Source organism: Meridianimarinicoccus marinus (assembly GCF_040689105.1).
GTDB lineage: Bacteria > Pseudomonadota > Alphaproteobacteria > Rhodobacterales > Rhodobacteraceae > Meridianimarinicoccus > Meridianimarinicoccus marinus.
The window spans coordinates 1-16,327 of record NZ_JBFBVU010000042.1 but is presented as its reverse complement, the minus strand read 5'-3'; the positions used below and the strand labels follow the sequence as shown (position 1 = coordinate 16,327).

The following is a 16,327-nucleotide window of genomic DNA, read 5'->3' as shown; positions in this document are numbered from 1 at the left end:
CGAGAATATCTACGGAATTCAGTCTATTAGGATACAGTGCTGGCCGCAATCGGAAGGGTATATGGTGCCCGGGGGCGGCACCAACTTATTGTTTTATAACGTTTATCTTTGTATGCTTTTGTGTCTATCCCCCTATGGGCGTTAGGCTTTCTGTCCGGCGTTGTCTTGCTCTGTCCGTCCGCGTCCACTAGTCTAAGGTGGATATATAGGTGGATGAAAATGAGAGCGACGAAACGGCTTTCCTCACAGTTCGTAAGGTCCGCTCCCGTGGGCAAACACTGCGACGGCGCAGGGCTTTGGCTGGTCAAACGAGACGATGGCGGGGCGCAGTGGGTGTTGCGCGTTACCGTTCACGGTAGGCGGCGTGAGATGGGCTTGGGCGGCTTTCCCAATCTATCCTTGGCGGGTGCGCGGAAGCAGGCTGAACACTGGCGCAGCGTAGCGGCAGATGGGCGTGACCCTGTGAAGGAGCGTGAAGCCGAAAGGAGAGCCGTGCAGCGCGCTGATATTTCGTTGGCGGTCTTGACTGCGGATGCGTTCGAGGCGCGCAAAGCAGAACTGAAAGGCGACGGTACGGCTGGACGGTGGCTATCGCCCTTGAACATTCACGTTTTGCCGAAGCTGGGGAAAGTTCCGGTGACGGACCTCGACCAGCGCGACATTCGCGATACCCTGGCCCCCATTTGGCACACGAAAGCAGACACCGCGCGCAAGGCGCTCAACCGGCTGTCTATCGTGATGCGCCATGCTGCTGCGCTGGGCCTGGATGTAGACATGCAGGCGACCGAGAAAGCCAAGGCACTGCTGGGCAAGACGCGCCATGTGCCGAAGAATATCCCGGCGATGGCATGGGCGGATGTTCCCGCTTTCTACGCCAGCCTCGAAGAACCTACGCTTACGCACCTCGCCTTGCGGCTGTTGATTTTGACCGGGATGCGCTCCAACCCGCTGCGCAATATCCGTCTCGACCAGATCGAAGGCGACGTTTGGACGGTGCCAGCGGACGCCATGAAGGGCCGCAAAGGCGCAACTGATGCTTTTCGGGTGCCCCTATCATTGGAAGCGCGTCGGATTATTGAAATGGCACGCCCGCACGCCCGCAACGGCTTTTTATTTCCGAACACTCGGAAGGGCGTGATTAGTGACATGACGCTTTCACGTCACATGGAACGACGCGGGCTGGCAGCACGCCCGCATGGCTTCCGGACAAGCTTGCGCACTTGGCTTGCCGAAGCAACCGATGCTCCGCACGAGGTGGCCGAAGCAATGCTTGCACATGTGGTGGACGGGGGCATCGTTCGCGCCTATCGCCGCACTGACTTCCTCGAACAACGCTCCAAACTGGCTGACCGATGGGCAGACCTTGCAACCGGTGGTGCCGGGCAAGTGGTCAACCTGGCAGGGAAGGGCTGCTAGTGTTGGAAATTGATGTTGATGGACTTCCAGCGGGACTTGTCGAAATCATTGAGCGGCAGTTTCCAGGCTCTTCACGGCCGTTTGAAGAGTATATTGGTTGCTCAAAGCGTAGTGAGTTCCAGGCTTTTAAACTCGACGAGTCTTTTCGTTATCCTCTGGTTGGATTTGGGCTTGGTCCAGACGAGGAGTCTTGGAAACGCTTGCGAAGAGCTTCTGTTGAATTGAAACGAGCCCTTGTCGCTCTTGGCAACGATGGAATGCGAGAGCTCAACTGGACCTCGCCCGCGTGGTGGGACAAAGAAAAGCCCTTGGCCAATGAAGCATATCTAGTCGCTGATTTGGTAAGAGAAGGCGCTTCCGAAATGATGGAAAAGCGTCGCGCTGGTGTAAAGGCTAGTAAGAAACGTGACTGGTGCGCGGCAGCACTTGCAAAAACGGCGCGAAGCATTTGGGCAGAAGAGGCGTGGCACGCAGATTGGGACGAATACGGACCTGCCTATATAAATATCCTCCATGTGTATACCCTGCCTGAACGTGAGTGGGAAACCGCGAAAGAGCAAATGCTCAAGTATGATCAACACCTTCGGGAATTTGCCCCCAAAGCAGAAAAGCACGATGCACCGGGGCCGTTTGGCCGATTTCTTGAAGAAATCCTGGCATTATATGGGCGCAACATTTCAGCCGCTTCAGCACTTAGATCCATGAATCGTGTCGAAGATACCATAACGCGCTTCCCCAAGTGACTTAAGGCTCATTTCCTCAGTGGCTCAGTAACATGTTATATTTCAGCATGTTAATAGCACTGGTGGCGTCGAATGATGAATCGCGGGCAAGGTGAGCGCGAAATGAGTGATGCACGGCTTGGTTTTGACCGTTGGGGAGGAATCAGAGACCCAAACAGCCAAGAGGCTTGATCGCGGCGTGAAATGGCGTCACCTTCAAGGCTCCAGCGCTCTATTTGGGGAATGTTGGACAAAAATTGATGGATGGCCCGGGTCAGAAATTATTGAATTTTGGATGGACGATATGCCGGATCCCACCGATGAAAAGTATGATGTTGTTACAGAGTGCATTGTATCTGCATTTGAAGGTCTTCCCAATTCCCTCATTCGCCGCCTTCTGATCCGTGCAACAATCAAACTCATCCCGCCGGTTGGAATCTTCCTTGCGGGCATGAGTAACCTATTTGGAAGTGTCATTCTGTTCTTAGGTGGGTCGGTTGCGGCGATGTATCTTGGCACAGCTTTCACACAGTCTGAAAGTGGGCTTCTCCAGCTTGTCGGGTTGGTGCTTTCATTTTTAGGCTTGCCAGGTTCGATTGTCGTATTCATCAGCTCATTTCTACTAGATTTTGTTACGATACCACTATTCGGATATTCCGTATTCCTCGGCCGTTCGATGTAAAGCGGTGCTAGTCCCCCACTTGACAGGTTAACCATACATAAGTGCTGTTGGATGGTGGCGGGACTAGGCTCTAGATATTTTTCTCATGGTCACCCGATACCACTTCACAGTTTCCTACTCCTACTCCTATTCCTATTCCTATTCCTATTCCTATTCCTATTCCTAGACCGTTCTTTTGGTCGCGAAGTTGTGTCACTACGGAGGTGATAGGTTTGCAAACGCAGTTAGCAGCAAGACACCGAAAAGGTGATTTCCTGCTGACGCGTCAACTTTCAAAGAGAGGCATGTTCGGACCATTCGAAACGACTATGGATGGTTCGAAATGCAAACCTACCTCACCCTGAATGAACTACGTGAAAAGCTGGGCAACCGTTCCCGTAGCGCAATCTATGCTGACCTCGCGGCGGGCCGCTTGCCGCAGCCAATCAAACTCGGAGGCCGGATCTATTGGCCTGAGGGCGACATTGACGCTCATCTGCGCGCCCTTCGCGAACAGGCGGCGTAAACGATGGCCGCAAAGAATAACCCCGGCGCGCTGGCGGGCGCAACCGGGGCTGGAAAGCCTGTCCATGCGAGAGCGGAAGGCACCCGGAGGATAGCACGAAAATCACGGGGGGGCACGGCTTATCGTGTCACGACCAGCGCAGGCGATGCCTTCAATATCGTGGTCTCGGGCCGGGACCGTTGGGCGCTGGAAGAACTGCGGCGCGAAGGCAAGAAGGGATGCACACCTATCGATAACCCCGCGCCGCGCTGGAGCGGCTATGTATTCAATCTCCGCGAACTCGGGGTGGAGATTGAAACCATCACCGAAACGCATGAGGGCGATTTTCCGGGGCATCACGCACGCTACGTGCTGCGCTCTGTTGTGGCCCCCAAGTGGAAAGGGGGTACCGCATGAACCGGCTGCAAATCCTCTATCTGCGCCACCTTCACGGGCTGAACGAAGCACAGGCAAACGCTCTGGCCGCACTGATTTGGGGGGCAGGCTTTTGACGGATGCACGCGACCTGACAAGAGCGCTGGGCGGCAAGTGGTATCGGAATTACGGGGCGGCACCTTGCCCCGTATGTCAGCCCGAGGGCCGCAAAGGGCAAAACGCATTGACCCTGGCCGACGGGCGAGGCGGCAATCTGGTCCTGCACTGCAAGAAGTGCGACTGCGCTTTTCTCGACATTCTGGCAGCGGCGGGACTTCTTTCGGGGGACTACACGCCCCCTGATAGGGCGACTATTGCCCAGCGCGAAGCGGTGCGGCGGGCTGAGACCGAGAAGCGGGCACGGCAGGCCGAAAGGTGCTGGCTAGAATCGCAGACTATCACGGGAACGTTGGCAGAAACCTATCTGCGGGGGCGGGGCATCAACTGCCCCTTGCCGCAAACGCTTCGCTTCCATCCCGAATGCTGGCACGGGCCGACCGCGAAACGGCTTCCGGCACTTGTGGCACTTGTGGAAGGCGGCAACGGCATTGCCGTACACCGCACCTATCTTCGGGCTGATGGCTCGAGCAAAGCAGGGGTAGACCCCGCAAAGATGATGCTGGGCACGACCGCTGGCGGCGCTGTGAGGCTCACACAAGGGCCGGGGCCGCTGGTGGTTGCTGAGGGCGTCGAGACCGCGTTGAGCCTTGTGTCTGGCCTTCTGCGCGCGCCTGCGACGGCATGGGCTGCGTTGTCAACTTCGGGTGTCCGTAGCCTTCGCTTGCCAGTGAACCCAGGAAAGCTGACCATTGCCCCCGATGGCGATGCTGCGGGCCGTGAGGCTGCAAACGCATTGGCTGCATACGCTCACGCGATGGGCTGGCGCGTCGCGACATTGCCCGCCCCGGATGGCCGCGACTGGAACGACGTTTTGACCATGAAAGGGGAAGTTGCATGAACGCCCCCCAACCAATTCACTACCTGCCCGAAGGACCGCAACCGCTGGTAAGAGATATTGCCCCCGGTGCCGCCTATCCGGTGCAGGCGCTGGGGCCGCTGCGCGAGGCGGTGGAGGCCGTGCAGGGCAAAACACAAGCCCCGCTGGCTATTCCTGCGCAATCGGCTTTGTCCGTGGCTTCCTTGGCAGTGCAGGGCTTTGCCGATGTGGAAACCCTGGGCGGGGTGCGCGCTCTGTCGCTTTACGCTTTGACCGTCGCGCGCAGCGGCGAGCGCAAATCGGCCTGCGACGCACCGCTCATGGCGGCGTTGCGCGACCATGAACGGGAGCGGGCGAAAGCCCAGCGCGACGACATGCAAAGCTGGGCCAATGCGCACGCGCTCTGGAAGGGCGAACGTGACCGCATTCTTGCCGCCGCAAAGAGAGGAAAGGGCGAAAAGCGTGTTGCCGCTAGAGCCGACCTTGACGCGCTAGGGCCGGAACCCAGCGCGCCCCCGTCTGCTGACCGCACCGTGTCAGAACCGACCTTTGAAGGGCTGACCAAGCTCTTTGCCGCAGGCCAGCCAAGCCTTGGCCTTTTCTCGGACGAAGGGGGGCAATTCCTTGGCGGGCACGCCATGAATAGCGACAACCGACAAAAGACGCTGGCTGCGCTGAATGACCTTTGGCAAGGGAACCCGATCCGACGCACGCGCTCTGGTGACGGGCACGCGACGCTCTACGGGCGACGGCTTGCAGTGCATCTGATGGTGCAGCCGACCGTGGCGCGGGCCTTCATGGCGGATCCGATGGCAGCGGATACGGGCTTTCTGCCGCGCTTTCTGATGTGTGAGCCGCCCAGCGCAATTGGAACCCGGATGCAGGCGTACGCACGCCACAACGAAAGGGCGCTGACCGGCTTCTCGGAACGGCTACGCGCAGTGCTATCGACGCCCCTGCCGATGAATGAAGATACCCGCGAGTTGGAGCCGCGCACGCTTGGGCTATCCGCCGATGCCCGAGTTCTGCTGGCGGGCTTCGCTGATGCAATCGAAGCGGCGCAAGCCCCCGGTGGAGACCTTACCCACATTACCGGCACGGCATCCAAGGCTGCGGAACAGGCTGCGCGCATTGCGGGCGTTCTTACGCTCTGGGCTGACCTGAGCGCACAATCAGTGACGGCAAGTGTGATGGCCGACGCAATCACCCTGGCGCAATTCTACTTGTCCGAAGCTTCGCGGCTTTCCAGCGCAGCAACCGTATCTGCGGAAATCGACAAGGCCGACGCACTGCGAAAATGGCTGCTGGATAGTTGGCAGCACGCTGAGGTGATGGTGCGGGATGTTGTGCAGATGGGGCCAAACGCGTTGCGCGAAACGCCGCGCGCAAGGGCGGCGCTGGGCATTCTGGAAAAACATGGATGGCTTGTGAGGTTGGAGGCCGGGGTGGTGGTGCGCGGGGCGGCTAGGGCCGAGGCATGGCGCATCGTGAAAGGCGGCGACGATGTGGTTTGACGCTTCCTCCGCGCTTGAAAGACTTGCGAAAGGATTGGTCGCGGATGCCTGCCCCAATGCTACTCCCGCTACTTCCGCTACAAAGGCGATAGGGGTAGCGAAAGTAGCGGATGTAGCGACGCCTCGCGCAAAACCCAGCACTTCCGCGCAGCGCACAACACCAATACCTGCAACGCCCCCGGTGGACTCCTGCGAACTCGAACCGCCACGGCTAGGCTTCTCGCTGACAGGGAAGCCCCTCACATGGACGGGGCGTGTGGTGTCGTTGAACGACTGGCGCAGGCTGACCGCATGGGAACGTCAAGGGCCAGATGGGCGAATGTGGTGTGGAAACGCGCGGGAGTGGATTGAACGGAAAGGGCGCTGACAATGGCAAAAGACCTCGAAAAGAAGAAGAACGATACTGCGAAAGGTCAGGGCCGGAAGCCGCCCCGCGTTGGCATGGAGTGGCCGCGAAACGATGCGTTAGAACTTGGGACTAGCGGCGATTGGACAAGCATCTTGCGGGCATCTGGCAATGTCACGGTTGCAAATGGGCTTATCATGCAGGCCGCAATCTTAGGTTCCTGCGGCAAGCGTACAGATCCTGAAGCGACAGATTTTGTCGTGGGCTTCGTCGATAGCATGGAGCCGCGAGACGCCGCCGAAGCCTTGTTGCTAACCCAGATGGCAGCAACGCATCAGGCGACAATGATGCTGGCGAGGCAGCTGAATCATGTGGAGAATATTCCGCAGAAAGATTGTGCTGAGCGGGCACTGAACAAGGCCGCACGCACCTTTGCCGCGCAGATGGATACACTCAAGCGGTATCGCTCGAAAGGGCAGCAGGTGGTACGTGTGGAGCGTGTCACGGTGGAAAGCGGTGCGCAGGCTGTAGTGGGCACGGTGGAAAGCGGGGGGCGGGGCAGTGAAGAGAAGTGACGTTGACCCCATGCACCGTGCAAATGCGGCACCCCGATGCACTGCAAAATCGAAGCGCACCGGCAAACCATGCCAAGCACCAGCGGTTGGTGGTTGGAAAGTCTGTCGTATGCATGGGGCGCAAGGAGGGGCAAAGCCGGGAAAATCGCATCCGAATTGGAAGCATGGTGGGCGTAGCGGTGTGGCGGTAGAACTACGCAAGCTAGTAAATATGATGGGCCGTGAAGCGCACAGGCTTGCGGATGATATGGACTAGTCTCAAGCGCCGAAGCGCTGGTTACATCGGCGTCTAACGTGCAGAGTCTTGTGCCGAAATGCCATGCGCTTAGACAAGGCAGAATCCATTGGCTTATTTAAGCTCTTTTCTTTGAAATTAGCGCCAGTATTGCAGCCCTAACTTCTGGGCTTTCCTGCAGTGCCCTGAGAATAGTTTCATCCTCTGGTTCTGCTGATATTCCAAACAGAACGTGCAAAGGGCTTGCCGGGATAGCCGTGCAAATAGCAAGAAATTTGCCAATACTCGGCTCCTTGCCTTCAGTCAGTATGCCACTCACATAGCCGGGGCTACTGCCTGACGCTAGCGACACAGCACGGGCGCTTTTCCCGCTTGCCTTGATTGCAGCTTCAAGCCGCGCTTTCCACGTAGATTCAAACATGTTCGAGCTTCTATCCAAGATGGCCGCATTTCGTATCTTCCTAGTAGCCAGAACTTTCTTCTTCTTCGTTAGTAGGCAGGGGGAGCATGGCAACCTCTACATACAATGATGAGTGCAAGCGGCTTCTGGTGGAAGACCATACGTTCCTAACTGATACTTGGTCGCGGTCATTGTGTTTTGGTAAGGCAGCTCGCAGAAGTTCTGAGGTAGCGCCCCGCCAAGCATCATGCCCGATTATTTTTCAGTCTGCCGTCGCGTCATCATCAACTGCATTGATTTTGCTAGGAGTTCAAGCCGTAGCAAGTCATTCTAAAGGGTGGATATTTGGGGGGATATAAAGCTACCGCGAGGGAAATCTTTCAACAAAATCAGAAACTTATTTTGATTTAATGGTGCCCGGGGGCGGAATCGAACCACCGACACGAGGATTTTCAATCCACTGCTCTACCCCTGAGCTACCCGGGCACGGGTGACGTCCAACGTCTGGGTTTGCGTCTTCTAGAAGAGCCACGGGGTGGTGTCCAGAGCCGAACGCAACTTTTTTCAGTGCAGTTTTCCGTCGCCTTCAAACCCCTCGCGAAGGCTCGGGCCTTCGCTGAACTCTTCAGGTTCTTCCTTGGTTTCAATGGCGTATCCGCCGGTCACCCAGCGGCCCAGATCCACGTCCGCGCAGCGGCGCGAGCAGAACGGGCGATAGGTCGGATGCGTAGCCTTCTTGCAGATCGGGCAGGTCATGACAGGGTCTCGGCCAGCGGCAGGCGCTCGCGTTTGCGTTGCAATTCGAAATGGCCCAGCGGGGTCCAGCCGACCGGCGTGGTTTCCACCGGGCAGACGCGGCAGGCGGCGCGCAGGACCTGCTCGAAGGTGCGGCGCTCCTTCTTCGGCATCGGGGCCAGGTCCAGCACGATCTGGCCGCCAAGGCCGCGCAGGCGCAGGGCGCGGAGCAGGGCGCGGGCGGTGGCGATATTGGCCTTCAGCCCGGCGGCGGGGCTGGTGTCGGGGCCGGTGTTGACGTCGATGGCAACCAGCGCGCGGGTCGGTTCCACGTAGAAACATCCGCCCTCGGGCAGGGGCTCGCGCGGGTCGGAAAGGGTCTCCAGACGCTCGGCGGCGCCGCCTTGGTCAAAGGCCTGATCGCCCTGCAGCACGTCGTGGTCGGGCACATCCACCCATTCGCGCCAGGCCAGAAGGTCCGGCGTGGGACCGTCCAGAAGCAGCTCGGCCGCACCCTTGTCTTCGGCCAGAACGGCCGCGGCCAGCCCGGCCATTTCGGCGATGTCATCGGCTACGGCCTCGTCGTCGCCGGTCGCGGCAGCCGAGCGCAGGATCAGGCCCAGATGGTCGGGCAATTCTGCAGCATGGGCGATTTCCTTCAGCCGCACGCGCGCCTCTTCATCCTTGATCGCGCGCGAGATGTTCAGCCCCGGCGCGTCCGGCGTGATGATGGCATAGCGGCTTTTGAACAGCAGGCGGGGGGTGACCGGTACGGCCTTGCCCCCTTCGGCATAGCCCGAGACCTGCACCAGAACCGCCTGACCCTCGGACAGCCCGTGCCCCTGGCGCAGAAAGCCATTGGTGCCGTCGGTCAGGGTGATGATGCGTCCGCCCTGGCCCTTCATCGGCCGTCCCACGGTGCCGCGATAGATGGCGCCGGGGCGGGGGATGTGATCGGGCGCATCGACCAGCAGATCGTCCAACTGGCCATCGACCATGCGGGCCGCAGCCATGCGTCCGTTGATCTGCGAAATCAGGATCTGGCAGCCTTTCATGCGGCACCTTTCATCAGGGGAACACCCGCGGCCTGCAACAGCCCGGCGGTTTCCGACAGGGGCAGGCCGACGATGCCGGTGAAGGATCCACTGATCCACGGGATGAACGCGCCGGCCGGTCCCTGGATACCATAGCCGCCCGCCTTGCCACGCCAGTCTTCGCTGGCCAGATAGGCATTCACCTCGGCATCGGACAGGGGCCTCATCCGGACCCGGCTTTCCACGCAGCGCGCCCAGGTCCGGTCGCCGCGTTTTATGCTGACGGCGGTATAGACCCGGTGGCGCCGCCCGGAAAGCTGCATCAGGAAAGCGGCGGCCTCGCCCGCGTCGGCGGGCTTGCCAAGGATCCGGCGACCCAGTGCCACCGTGGTGTCGGCGCACAGCACCACATCGTCGGCATCGGCGCGGATGGCCTGCGCCTTTTCCGCCGCGATGCGGGCGCAATAGACACGCGGCAGTTCCCCCTTGCGCGGGGTTTCGTCGATGTCGGGCGGGCGGATCTCGTCAGGTACAATGCCCAATTGGCCCAGCAGCTCCAGCCGCCGGGGGCTTCCTGAACCCAGGATCAGTCGCATGAGTCTCGCCCTGTCGCGTCGGAACGCTTACTTGAACCGGTAATTGATCCGGCCCTTGGTCAGGTCATACGGGGTCATTTCAACCTGAACCCTGTCGCCTGCCAGAACCCGGATCCGGTTCTTGCGCATCTTCCCTGCCGTGTGTGCGATAATCTCATGGCCGTTCTCAAGCTCGACCCGAAATGTCGCATTGGGCAGGAGTTCCTTCACGACGCCGGGAAATTCGAGCAGTTCTTCCTTGGCCATGGTCACTCCATATCAATAGACCCGCCAGAACGCGGGCGGGGTCTACATGCGCCTATATTGTCCATGAATCAAGGGGCCGCGTCAAATACGCCGCCGGATCGGGGCGGGCAGGGCGGTGGTTTCTGCCCAATGACCCGGAACATCCACCGCAGCGGCGATACGGGCCTCGGAAATCAGGCCTTTCGACAGGGACGTGCGCACCCATCCGGCGCTGTCCGGGGCGCCGTTGGCCAGGATCCCGTCGTCGGGAAAGCCGGTGTCGCAGGGGCAGAAGATCCCGGCGCGGCCCCGATTGGTGTCGATCAGCGGGCAGTCGGGCATCGCCCCCAGCAGCGGGGCATGCAGCACCACGGCCTGCTGTTCCAGCGCCCGCGCCCGCGCACCGACCCGCACCCGCCCGTCGCCGGCGGGCAGATCGGTGCAGGCGGGCACCAGCAGCAGATCGGCCTCCAGCCCGCGGGCCGCCAACGGAAACTCGGCGTCATAGCAGATCAATACCCCGATGCGGCCCAGATCGGTGTCGAACACGGCGGTCGCGTCTGCCGGGGTCAGCAATGTTTCGCGCCGCTCCCACGGGGTCAGGATGCGCTTGTCCTGTGCCGCCATCCGGCCCGAGGGGGCCACCAGTTGCGCGCGGTTGCGCAGGGCGCCGTCCGGCCCATGCGCGGGAAGCGAGCCGGTCAGGATATGGCAGGTGTGGCGACGGGCCAGCCCGGCCAGCATGTCCCAATAGGTGGCGGCCAGATCGGCGGCGTGATGGCACCATGCCGCCACCGACAGGCCGCGCGGCGCCCCGGCCAGCGCCACCTCCATCCCGGCGTATTCGGGAAACACCAGCAAGTCGGCATTGGCCGAGGCGACCCAGTGATCCAGCTTGGCCTCCAGCGCATCCAGATCGGGCAGGGCTTCGACCGGGTAGGCCGCTGCGGCCACCGCGATGTCGCGTGGCGGGATCACAGGGGCCGCGCCCAGACCTGCAACGGTTTCTCGCTTTGCGCGACCTCATCCAGATCGCGCCATGAAAACCGCGCGATGGCCCCGTCGAGGGGGGCATAGCCGCGCTTGCGCCAAAAGGCATCATGCGGGCGATAGTCCGGCGGCCGCCTCGGATGATCGGCGGGCCGCTGGACCGCGCAGAACACCGACCATTTCGCGCCCAGGCGCCGCCCGTGATCCTCGCGCAGATCGAAGAAGCGATGCCCCGCGCCCTGTCCGCGATAGGCAGGCAGCAGCACGCTTTCGGCGCAATAGAAACACTCGTCGATGTCCAGCCCGGCGGCCTTCAGCGGGGTGGCAAATTGCCCGGCATGATCGGCCATCATGGTGCCGGTGGCCGCGCCCACCAACCGTTCGCCAGCGAAAGCACCCACAAGGATCGCCGTGGCGCTGTCGGCATAGCTGCGCATATAGCGCCGCTCGTAGTCTAAATCGCCGTCGTAGAGATAGGGAAACTCGCGGAACACCGAGATCCGCAGCCCGGCAAGATCTTCCAGCGCCGCCAGCAGCGCCTCGCCGGTCAGAACGCGGACTTGCAGGGACACGGGGCTCAGTCCTGCGCGGTCAGGGCGCAGACCAGCGTGAACAGGCGGCGCGCGGTGTCGCCGTCGATCTCGGCCTTGCCCGCCAGCACCTCGCGCAGCATTCCCGCGCCTTCCAGATGGATGGCGCGGCGTGCCTCGTCCAGCGCCTCGATCTCGGCGGGCGGTTTCGACCGCACGGCCTCGTAATAGCTTTCACAGATGTGCGAATAGTCCTTCACAACCTGATTGAGCGGCCCCAGCGACAGGGTGAATTGCGCGGCATCCTGCCCGGCCTTGGTGCTCAGCCGAAAATCCAGCTTGCGCCCGGCGCGGCCCAGCATCAGCGCATAGGGGCCTTGCGGCGCATCGGGCAGGGTGAAGTGGTTTTCCTCCAGCAGGTCGAAAACCGCGACCCGCTGCTCCTGTTCCAGCTCGGGCGCGGGCGCGCGGGCGCCGCCGGTGTCCAGGGTGACATCGTACAGGCGTTCGGTCATTTCGGCCCCTCGTTCAGCCGGTCCAGCCGCGCCCGGACCGACAGCGCGTGCGCTTCAAGGCTTTCCGAGGTCGCCAGCGTTTCCGCCGCCGGACCCACGGCCTTCAGCGCGCCGGGGCTCATCCGGGCGGTGGTGGTGCGTTTCATGAAATCCAGAACCGACAGGCCCGACGAGAACCGTGCCGAGCGCGCCGTGGGCAAGACATGGTTCGGCCCGCCGATATAATCGCCGATGGCCTCGGGCGTCCATGCGCCCAGGAAGATCGCGCCCGCATGGGTGACCTTCGCGGCCAATGCTTCGGGATCGGCGACGCAAAGTTCCAGATGCTCGGGCGCGATGCGGTCGGACAGGGCTGCGGCCTCGTCCAGGTCGCGTACGGTGATGACCGCGCCGAAGTCACGCCAGCTTGCGCCCGCGATGGCGCGGCGTTCCAGCGTCTCCAGGCGCTTTTCCACGGCGGCGGCGACGGCCTGCCCGAAGGCAGCGTCATCGGTGATCAGCAGCGATTGGGCGCTTTCGTCGTGCTCGGCCTGGCTCAGCAGATCGACGGCAACCCAGTCGGGATCGTTGTCAGTATCGGCGATCACCAGAATTTCCGACGGCCCGGCAATCATGTCGATGCCCACCTTGCCGAACACCCGGCGCTTGGCGGCGGCGACGAAGGCATTGCCCGGCCCGGTGATCTTGTCCACGGCGGCAATGGTGTCGGTGCCATAGGCCATGGCGGCCACCGCCTGCGCGCCGCCGATGCGATAGACCGTGTCCACCCCCGACAGTCGTGCCGCCAGCAGCACCAGCGGATTGACCGCGCCATCCGGTGTCGGCGCACAGACAACCAGTTTGCCGACACCGGCCACCTGCGCCGGGATCGCGTTCATCAGCACCGACGACGGATAGGAGGCCAGCCCGCCGGGCACATATAGCCCCGCCGCCGACACCGCCGACCAGCGCCAGCCCAGCGTCGCGCCCGCCGCATCGGTCCAGCTTTGATCCTGAGGCAACTGGCGTTCGTGATAGGCGCGGATCCGGTCTGCCGCCATCTGCAAGGCCGCGCGTTCCGCGTGCGGAACCTCCGCACAGGCCGCGTCAATCTCTTCGGCCGAGAAGGCCATGGTCTCGGGGGTCAGTTCCAGCCGGTCGAAACGCTGCGTCAGCTCGATTACCGCCGCATCGCCCCGCGCCCGCACATCAGCGATGATTTCGGCCACGGTGGCGTCCACATCGGGGCTGTCTTCCCGCTTGGCCGACAACAGCGCGCCGAAGGCCGTTTCGAATCCGGGATCGGTGGTGTCTAGAAACTGGGGCATGCAGACTCCTTTCGGAGCGTTCTAAAGGTCAGCGGCAGATGTAACAAGGAACTGGAATGTCACGGTTGTCGCAGCGGCAGACCAGTCACAGATGGTGGTCAGGGGCCTTCCCCGACGGCGCGACATAGGGTTTTGTCACATCCCGCAGATGCAGGTTCAGGCATTCGACGGACAGCCGGATGGCGCCATCTCCGGCCAACGTCAGCAGGATCTCCCCGGCGCCGTCCTGCGCCGCCTCAAATGTGACCGACAGCAGGCTCAAAACCGTGTCCCGGTCGCCCCGGTCGATGCCCTGGCTGGCCACTTTCAGCACGTCGCTGACCAGAAGCACGCTTTGCACCCGTTCGAACGGCCGCTTCTGGCGCTTGGCCGTCTCCCGATCTTCCCAGCGGAAGCGGTTCAGCAGCAGCGCGAATTCCCGTTTGCCGGGGCGATAGGCCATCTCACTGGCCTGAAACACCGCGTCCTGCACCAGTGCCGACAGGATCGCCAGATCTTCGGCTGTCTCGGCCAGCAGGCGCAGCGGCTGTTCCGCACCGTCTTCGAACCTTGCATCGCTCATTCGCTTACCCGTTCGATCATGGCCCCGCAGGCGCCCAGTTTCTCTTCGACCCGCTCATAGCCGCGGTCCAGATGGTAGACACGGTTGACCACGGTTTCGCCCTCGGCCCCCAGACCGGCAAGGATCAGCGACACACTGGCCCGCAGGTCGGTGGCCATGACCGGCGCGCCCTTCAGGCGCGTCACCCCGGTGACCGTGGCGGTGCCGCCATGCACCTCGATATCCGCGCCCATGCGCACCAGTTCGGGCGCATGCATGAAACGGTTCTCGAAGATCCGCTCCTCGAGCACGCTGACGCCCTTGGCGGTGGCCAGCAGCGCCATCATCTGCGCCTGCAGATCGGTGGGAAAGCCGGGGAACACCTCGGTCACCACGTCAACGGCATCGACCCGGCCATTGCGGCGCGTCACCTTCAGGCCTCTGGCGGTCTCGCTCACGTCGATCTCGGCCGCGTCCAGCTTTTCGCAGAATGAGGTCAGCAAGTCGATGCGCCCGCCCAGAAGCTCGACCGAGCCGCCGGCGATGGCCGGGGCCAGCATATAGGTGCCCATCTCGATGCGGTCCGGCACCACCGGATGCGTGGCCCCATGCAGGCGGTCGACGCCCTGGATGGTGATCGTGTCGCTGCCTTCGCCGTCGATCTGCGCGCCCATCTTGCGCAGGCATTGCGCCAGGTCGACGATTTCGGGCTCGCGCGCAGCATTGCGGATAACGGTGGTGCCCTTGGCCAGCACCGCTGCCATCAGGGTGTTTTCGGTGGCCCCGACCGAGGCAAACCGCAGGGTCATGTCAGCGCCCTTCAGTCCGCCGGGCGCGCGGGCGTGCAGGTAGCCGTCCTTCAACTCGATCTCGGCGCCCAGGGCTTCCAGCGCATGGATGTGGATATCCATGGGCCGTGCGCCGATGGCGCAACCGCCGGGCAGGGACACCACCGCATGATGAAACCGCGTCAGCAGCGGGCCCAGCACAAGGTTCGAGGCGCGCATCTTCCGCACGATCTCGTAATCCGCCACATGGCTGGTCAGATCGTGCGAAGACAGCGAGATCACCTTGCCGTCCTGCAGTGAACTTGCCTCGACCCCCAGCGATTCCAGCAGCTCCGTCATCGTCCGGATGTCGGACAGGCGCGGCGCGTTGGTCAGCGTCAGCGGCTCCTCCGACAGCAGGGTTGCGGGCATCAAGGCAAGGCAGGCGTTCTTCGCCCCCGCGATCGGAATCACGCCGTTCAAGGGCGTGCCACCGCGCACCACGATCCTGTCCATACTGCTCAGCCCTCTTTGGTCTCGGTATCCTGGCGCAAACGCGCCTGTTTCTTGCGCCGCGCCAGATTGGCCTTCAGCGCGGCCTTCAGCCGGTCATCCCGTTTCTGCGCGGGCTTTGCCTGTTCCGAGGCGGTCTTGTTCTTGTCCATGGCGCGCTGTCTAGCCTGTCCGCGCGGCCCGGTCCAGAGCGGTGGATTTCACGCCCCTTCCGGTGCCGGCGCGGGAAGTGAAATTTTTTTGGAAGGGCCTCTTGCGCCCTCAGGTCTTTGGGCGTATCAGCCCCCCCACACCGGCGGCGCCACAGCGCGCAGCCCGGAAATGCTGCTGTAGCTCAGAGGTAGAGCACTCCCTTGGTAAGGGAGAGGTCGAGAGTTCAATTCTCTCCAGCAGCACCATCTCACACTTTTGGTTGTGAAAATGACCTAACACCTTGAAAGGTAAGGTCGTTTTTGGAGTTCCATACACACCTTCCGGCGTGAATGTCAGCGGATCAGAAAAAGCCAGTCTCAGGACCGTTTGGCGAACCGCATAGCTCCCATTCTTGTATATATCCCAAGGCCTTGAGAGGAATCGCAAGGAGAGTTCAATACACTCTTCGAATTTGCCCGCATTTGGCAGCGGCTCAGCGGCCTTCTCGACGAGCGCAAACTTCTCCCGTTCGAGCTTTTCGATCTTGGTTTCGATGGCTTTGACGACCGTGGGGTTCTTGGTCTCCACCAGCCGGTCGATGAGTTCCAACAAACTCTTATGATCCAGCCCCCGTTTCACCGGACACCTAAGCGGTTTCGGTTTTGGCCCTGATGAACTCGCGGGGCGAGCGCCATT

20 protein-coding genes and 2 tRNA genes are annotated in these 16,327 nt (G+C 61.7%); 9 read left to right on the top strand and 13 right to left on the bottom strand.

The window, feature by feature from the left end:
• Window positions 1–219 precede the first annotated feature (219 nt).
• The 8 genes from AB0T83_RS18905 (at window position 220) to AB0T83_RS18870 (ending at window position 7,111) form a co-directional block, all read left to right on the top strand.
• Entirely contained in the window at window positions 220–1,416 is a 1,197-nt protein-coding gene (locus AB0T83_RS18905; protein WP_366194775.1) for a tyrosine-type recombinase/integrase, read from the top strand.
• A gap of 2 nt (window positions 1,417–1,418) precedes the next feature.
• Window positions 1,419–2,159 carry a hypothetical protein gene (locus AB0T83_RS18900; RefSeq protein WP_366194774.1) on the top strand — a complete coding sequence of 247 codons (741 nt, stop codon included), beginning with the start codon at window positions 1,419–1,421 and terminating at the stop codon, window positions 2,157–2,159.
• Between the two features lie 106 nt (window positions 2,160–2,265).
• Complete coding sequence (locus tag AB0T83_RS18895; protein ID WP_366194773.1) at window positions 2,266–2,820, top strand: hypothetical protein; 555 nt, start codon at window positions 2,266–2,268, stop codon at window positions 2,818–2,820.
• A gap of 322 nt (window positions 2,821–3,142) precedes the next feature.
• On the top strand, window positions 3,143–3,325 hold the full coding sequence (locus AB0T83_RS18890; protein WP_366194772.1) for a helix-turn-helix transcriptional regulator: 183 nt from the start codon (window positions 3,143–3,145) through the stop codon (window positions 3,323–3,325).
• Window positions 3,326–3,328: 3 nt separating this feature from the next.
• Entirely contained in the window at window positions 3,329–3,721 is a 393-nt protein-coding gene (locus AB0T83_RS18885; protein WP_366194771.1) for a winged helix domain-containing protein, read from the top strand.
• A 202-nt stretch (window positions 3,722–3,923) separates the two neighbouring features.
• A complete protein-coding gene (locus AB0T83_RS18880; RefSeq protein ID WP_366194770.1) occupies window positions 3,924–4,697 on the top strand; it encodes a DUF7146 domain-containing protein in 774 nt (257 codons plus the stop codon).
• Window positions 4,694–6,190 carry a YfjI family protein gene (locus AB0T83_RS18875; protein ID WP_366194769.1) on the top strand — a complete coding sequence of 499 codons (1,497 nt, stop codon included), beginning with the start codon at window positions 4,694–4,696 and terminating at the stop codon, window positions 6,188–6,190. Before AB0T83_RS18880 ends, AB0T83_RS18875 begins: the two co-directional genes overlap by 4 nt.
• 369 nt (window positions 6,191–6,559) lie before the next feature.
• Window positions 6,560–7,111: a hypothetical protein gene (locus AB0T83_RS18870; protein WP_366194768.1), complete on the top strand. Its 552-nt coding sequence runs from the start codon at window positions 6,560–6,562 to the stop codon at window positions 7,109–7,111.
• A gap of 353 nt (window positions 7,112–7,464) precedes the next feature.
• Here AB0T83_RS18870 and AB0T83_RS18865 read toward each other — a convergent pair whose 3' ends face one another.
• The 13 genes from AB0T83_RS18865 to AB0T83_RS18805 all read right to left on the bottom strand — a co-directional run bounded on the left by AB0T83_RS18865 (window position 7,465) and on the right by AB0T83_RS18805 (window position 15,651).
• A complete protein-coding gene (locus tag AB0T83_RS18865) occupies window positions 7,465–7,767 on the bottom strand; it encodes a hypothetical protein (RefSeq protein WP_366194767.1) in 303 nt (100 codons plus the stop codon).
• A gap of 390 nt (window positions 7,768–8,157) precedes the next feature.
• Window positions 8,158–8,232: transfer RNA gene (locus tag AB0T83_RS18860), tRNA-Phe, on the bottom strand.
• A gap of 78 nt (window positions 8,233–8,310) precedes the next feature.
• Window positions 8,311–8,502 (bottom strand): DNA gyrase inhibitor YacG, encoded by a 192-nt coding sequence (locus tag AB0T83_RS18855; RefSeq protein ID WP_366194766.1) that lies wholly within the window; start codon window positions 8,500–8,502, stop codon window positions 8,311–8,313.
• Entirely contained in the window at window positions 8,499–9,536 is a 1,038-nt protein-coding gene (locus AB0T83_RS18850) for a ribonuclease E/G (RefSeq protein WP_366194765.1), read from the bottom strand. Before AB0T83_RS18850 ends, AB0T83_RS18855 begins: the two co-directional genes overlap by 4 nt.
• On the bottom strand, window positions 9,533–10,111 hold the full coding sequence (locus tag AB0T83_RS18845) for a Maf family protein (protein ID WP_366194764.1): 579 nt from the start codon (window positions 10,109–10,111) through the stop codon (window positions 9,533–9,535). The genes AB0T83_RS18850 and AB0T83_RS18845 overlap by 4 nt, the downstream gene beginning before the upstream one ends.
• A 27-nt stretch (window positions 10,112–10,138) precedes the next feature.
• The gene (gene infA / locus AB0T83_RS18840) at window positions 10,139–10,357 is read right to left on the bottom strand and encodes a translation initiation factor IF-1 (protein ID WP_021097168.1); all 219 of its coding nucleotides are present in this window, start codon (window positions 10,355–10,357) and stop codon (window positions 10,139–10,141) included.
• Window positions 10,358–10,438: 81 nt separating this feature from the next.
• A complete protein-coding gene (locus tag AB0T83_RS18835) occupies window positions 10,439–11,314 on the bottom strand; it encodes a nitrilase-related carbon-nitrogen hydrolase (RefSeq protein ID WP_366194763.1) in 876 nt (291 codons plus the stop codon).
• Window positions 11,311–11,898 (bottom strand): GNAT family N-acetyltransferase, encoded by a 588-nt coding sequence (locus AB0T83_RS18830; RefSeq protein ID WP_366194762.1) that lies wholly within the window; start codon window positions 11,896–11,898, stop codon window positions 11,311–11,313. The genes AB0T83_RS18835 and AB0T83_RS18830 overlap by 4 nt, the downstream gene beginning before the upstream one ends.
• Before the next feature lie 5 nt (window positions 11,899–11,903).
• The gene (locus tag AB0T83_RS18825; protein WP_366194761.1) at window positions 11,904–12,371 is read right to left on the bottom strand and encodes a UPF0262 family protein; all 468 of its coding nucleotides are present in this window, start codon (window positions 12,369–12,371) and stop codon (window positions 11,904–11,906) included.
• The gene (gene hisD, locus AB0T83_RS18820) at window positions 12,368–13,678 is read right to left on the bottom strand and encodes a histidinol dehydrogenase (RefSeq protein ID WP_366194760.1); all 1,311 of its coding nucleotides are present in this window, start codon (window positions 13,676–13,678) and stop codon (window positions 12,368–12,370) included. The genes AB0T83_RS18825 and hisD overlap by 4 nt, the downstream gene beginning before the upstream one ends.
• A gap of 85 nt (window positions 13,679–13,763) precedes the next feature.
• Window positions 13,764–14,240, bottom strand: coding sequence for a DUF2948 family protein (locus tag AB0T83_RS18815; protein WP_366194759.1), 477 nt, complete (start codon window positions 14,238–14,240; stop codon window positions 13,764–13,766).
• On the bottom strand, window positions 14,237–15,502 hold the full coding sequence (gene murA / locus AB0T83_RS18810) for a UDP-N-acetylglucosamine 1-carboxyvinyltransferase (protein WP_366194758.1): 1,266 nt from the start codon (window positions 15,500–15,502) through the stop codon (window positions 14,237–14,239). The genes AB0T83_RS18815 and murA overlap by 4 nt, the downstream gene beginning before the upstream one ends.
• A gap of 5 nt (window positions 15,503–15,507) precedes the next feature.
• Window positions 15,508–15,651: a hypothetical protein gene (locus AB0T83_RS18805; RefSeq protein ID WP_366194757.1), complete on the bottom strand. Its 144-nt coding sequence runs from the start codon at window positions 15,649–15,651 to the stop codon at window positions 15,508–15,510.
• A gap of 171 nt (window positions 15,652–15,822) precedes the next feature.
• On the opposite strand from AB0T83_RS18805, the gene AB0T83_RS18800 reads away from it, so the two are divergent.
• Window positions 15,823–15,897: transfer RNA gene (locus AB0T83_RS18800), tRNA-Thr, on the top strand.
• Window positions 15,898–16,327: the final 430 nt, after the last annotated feature.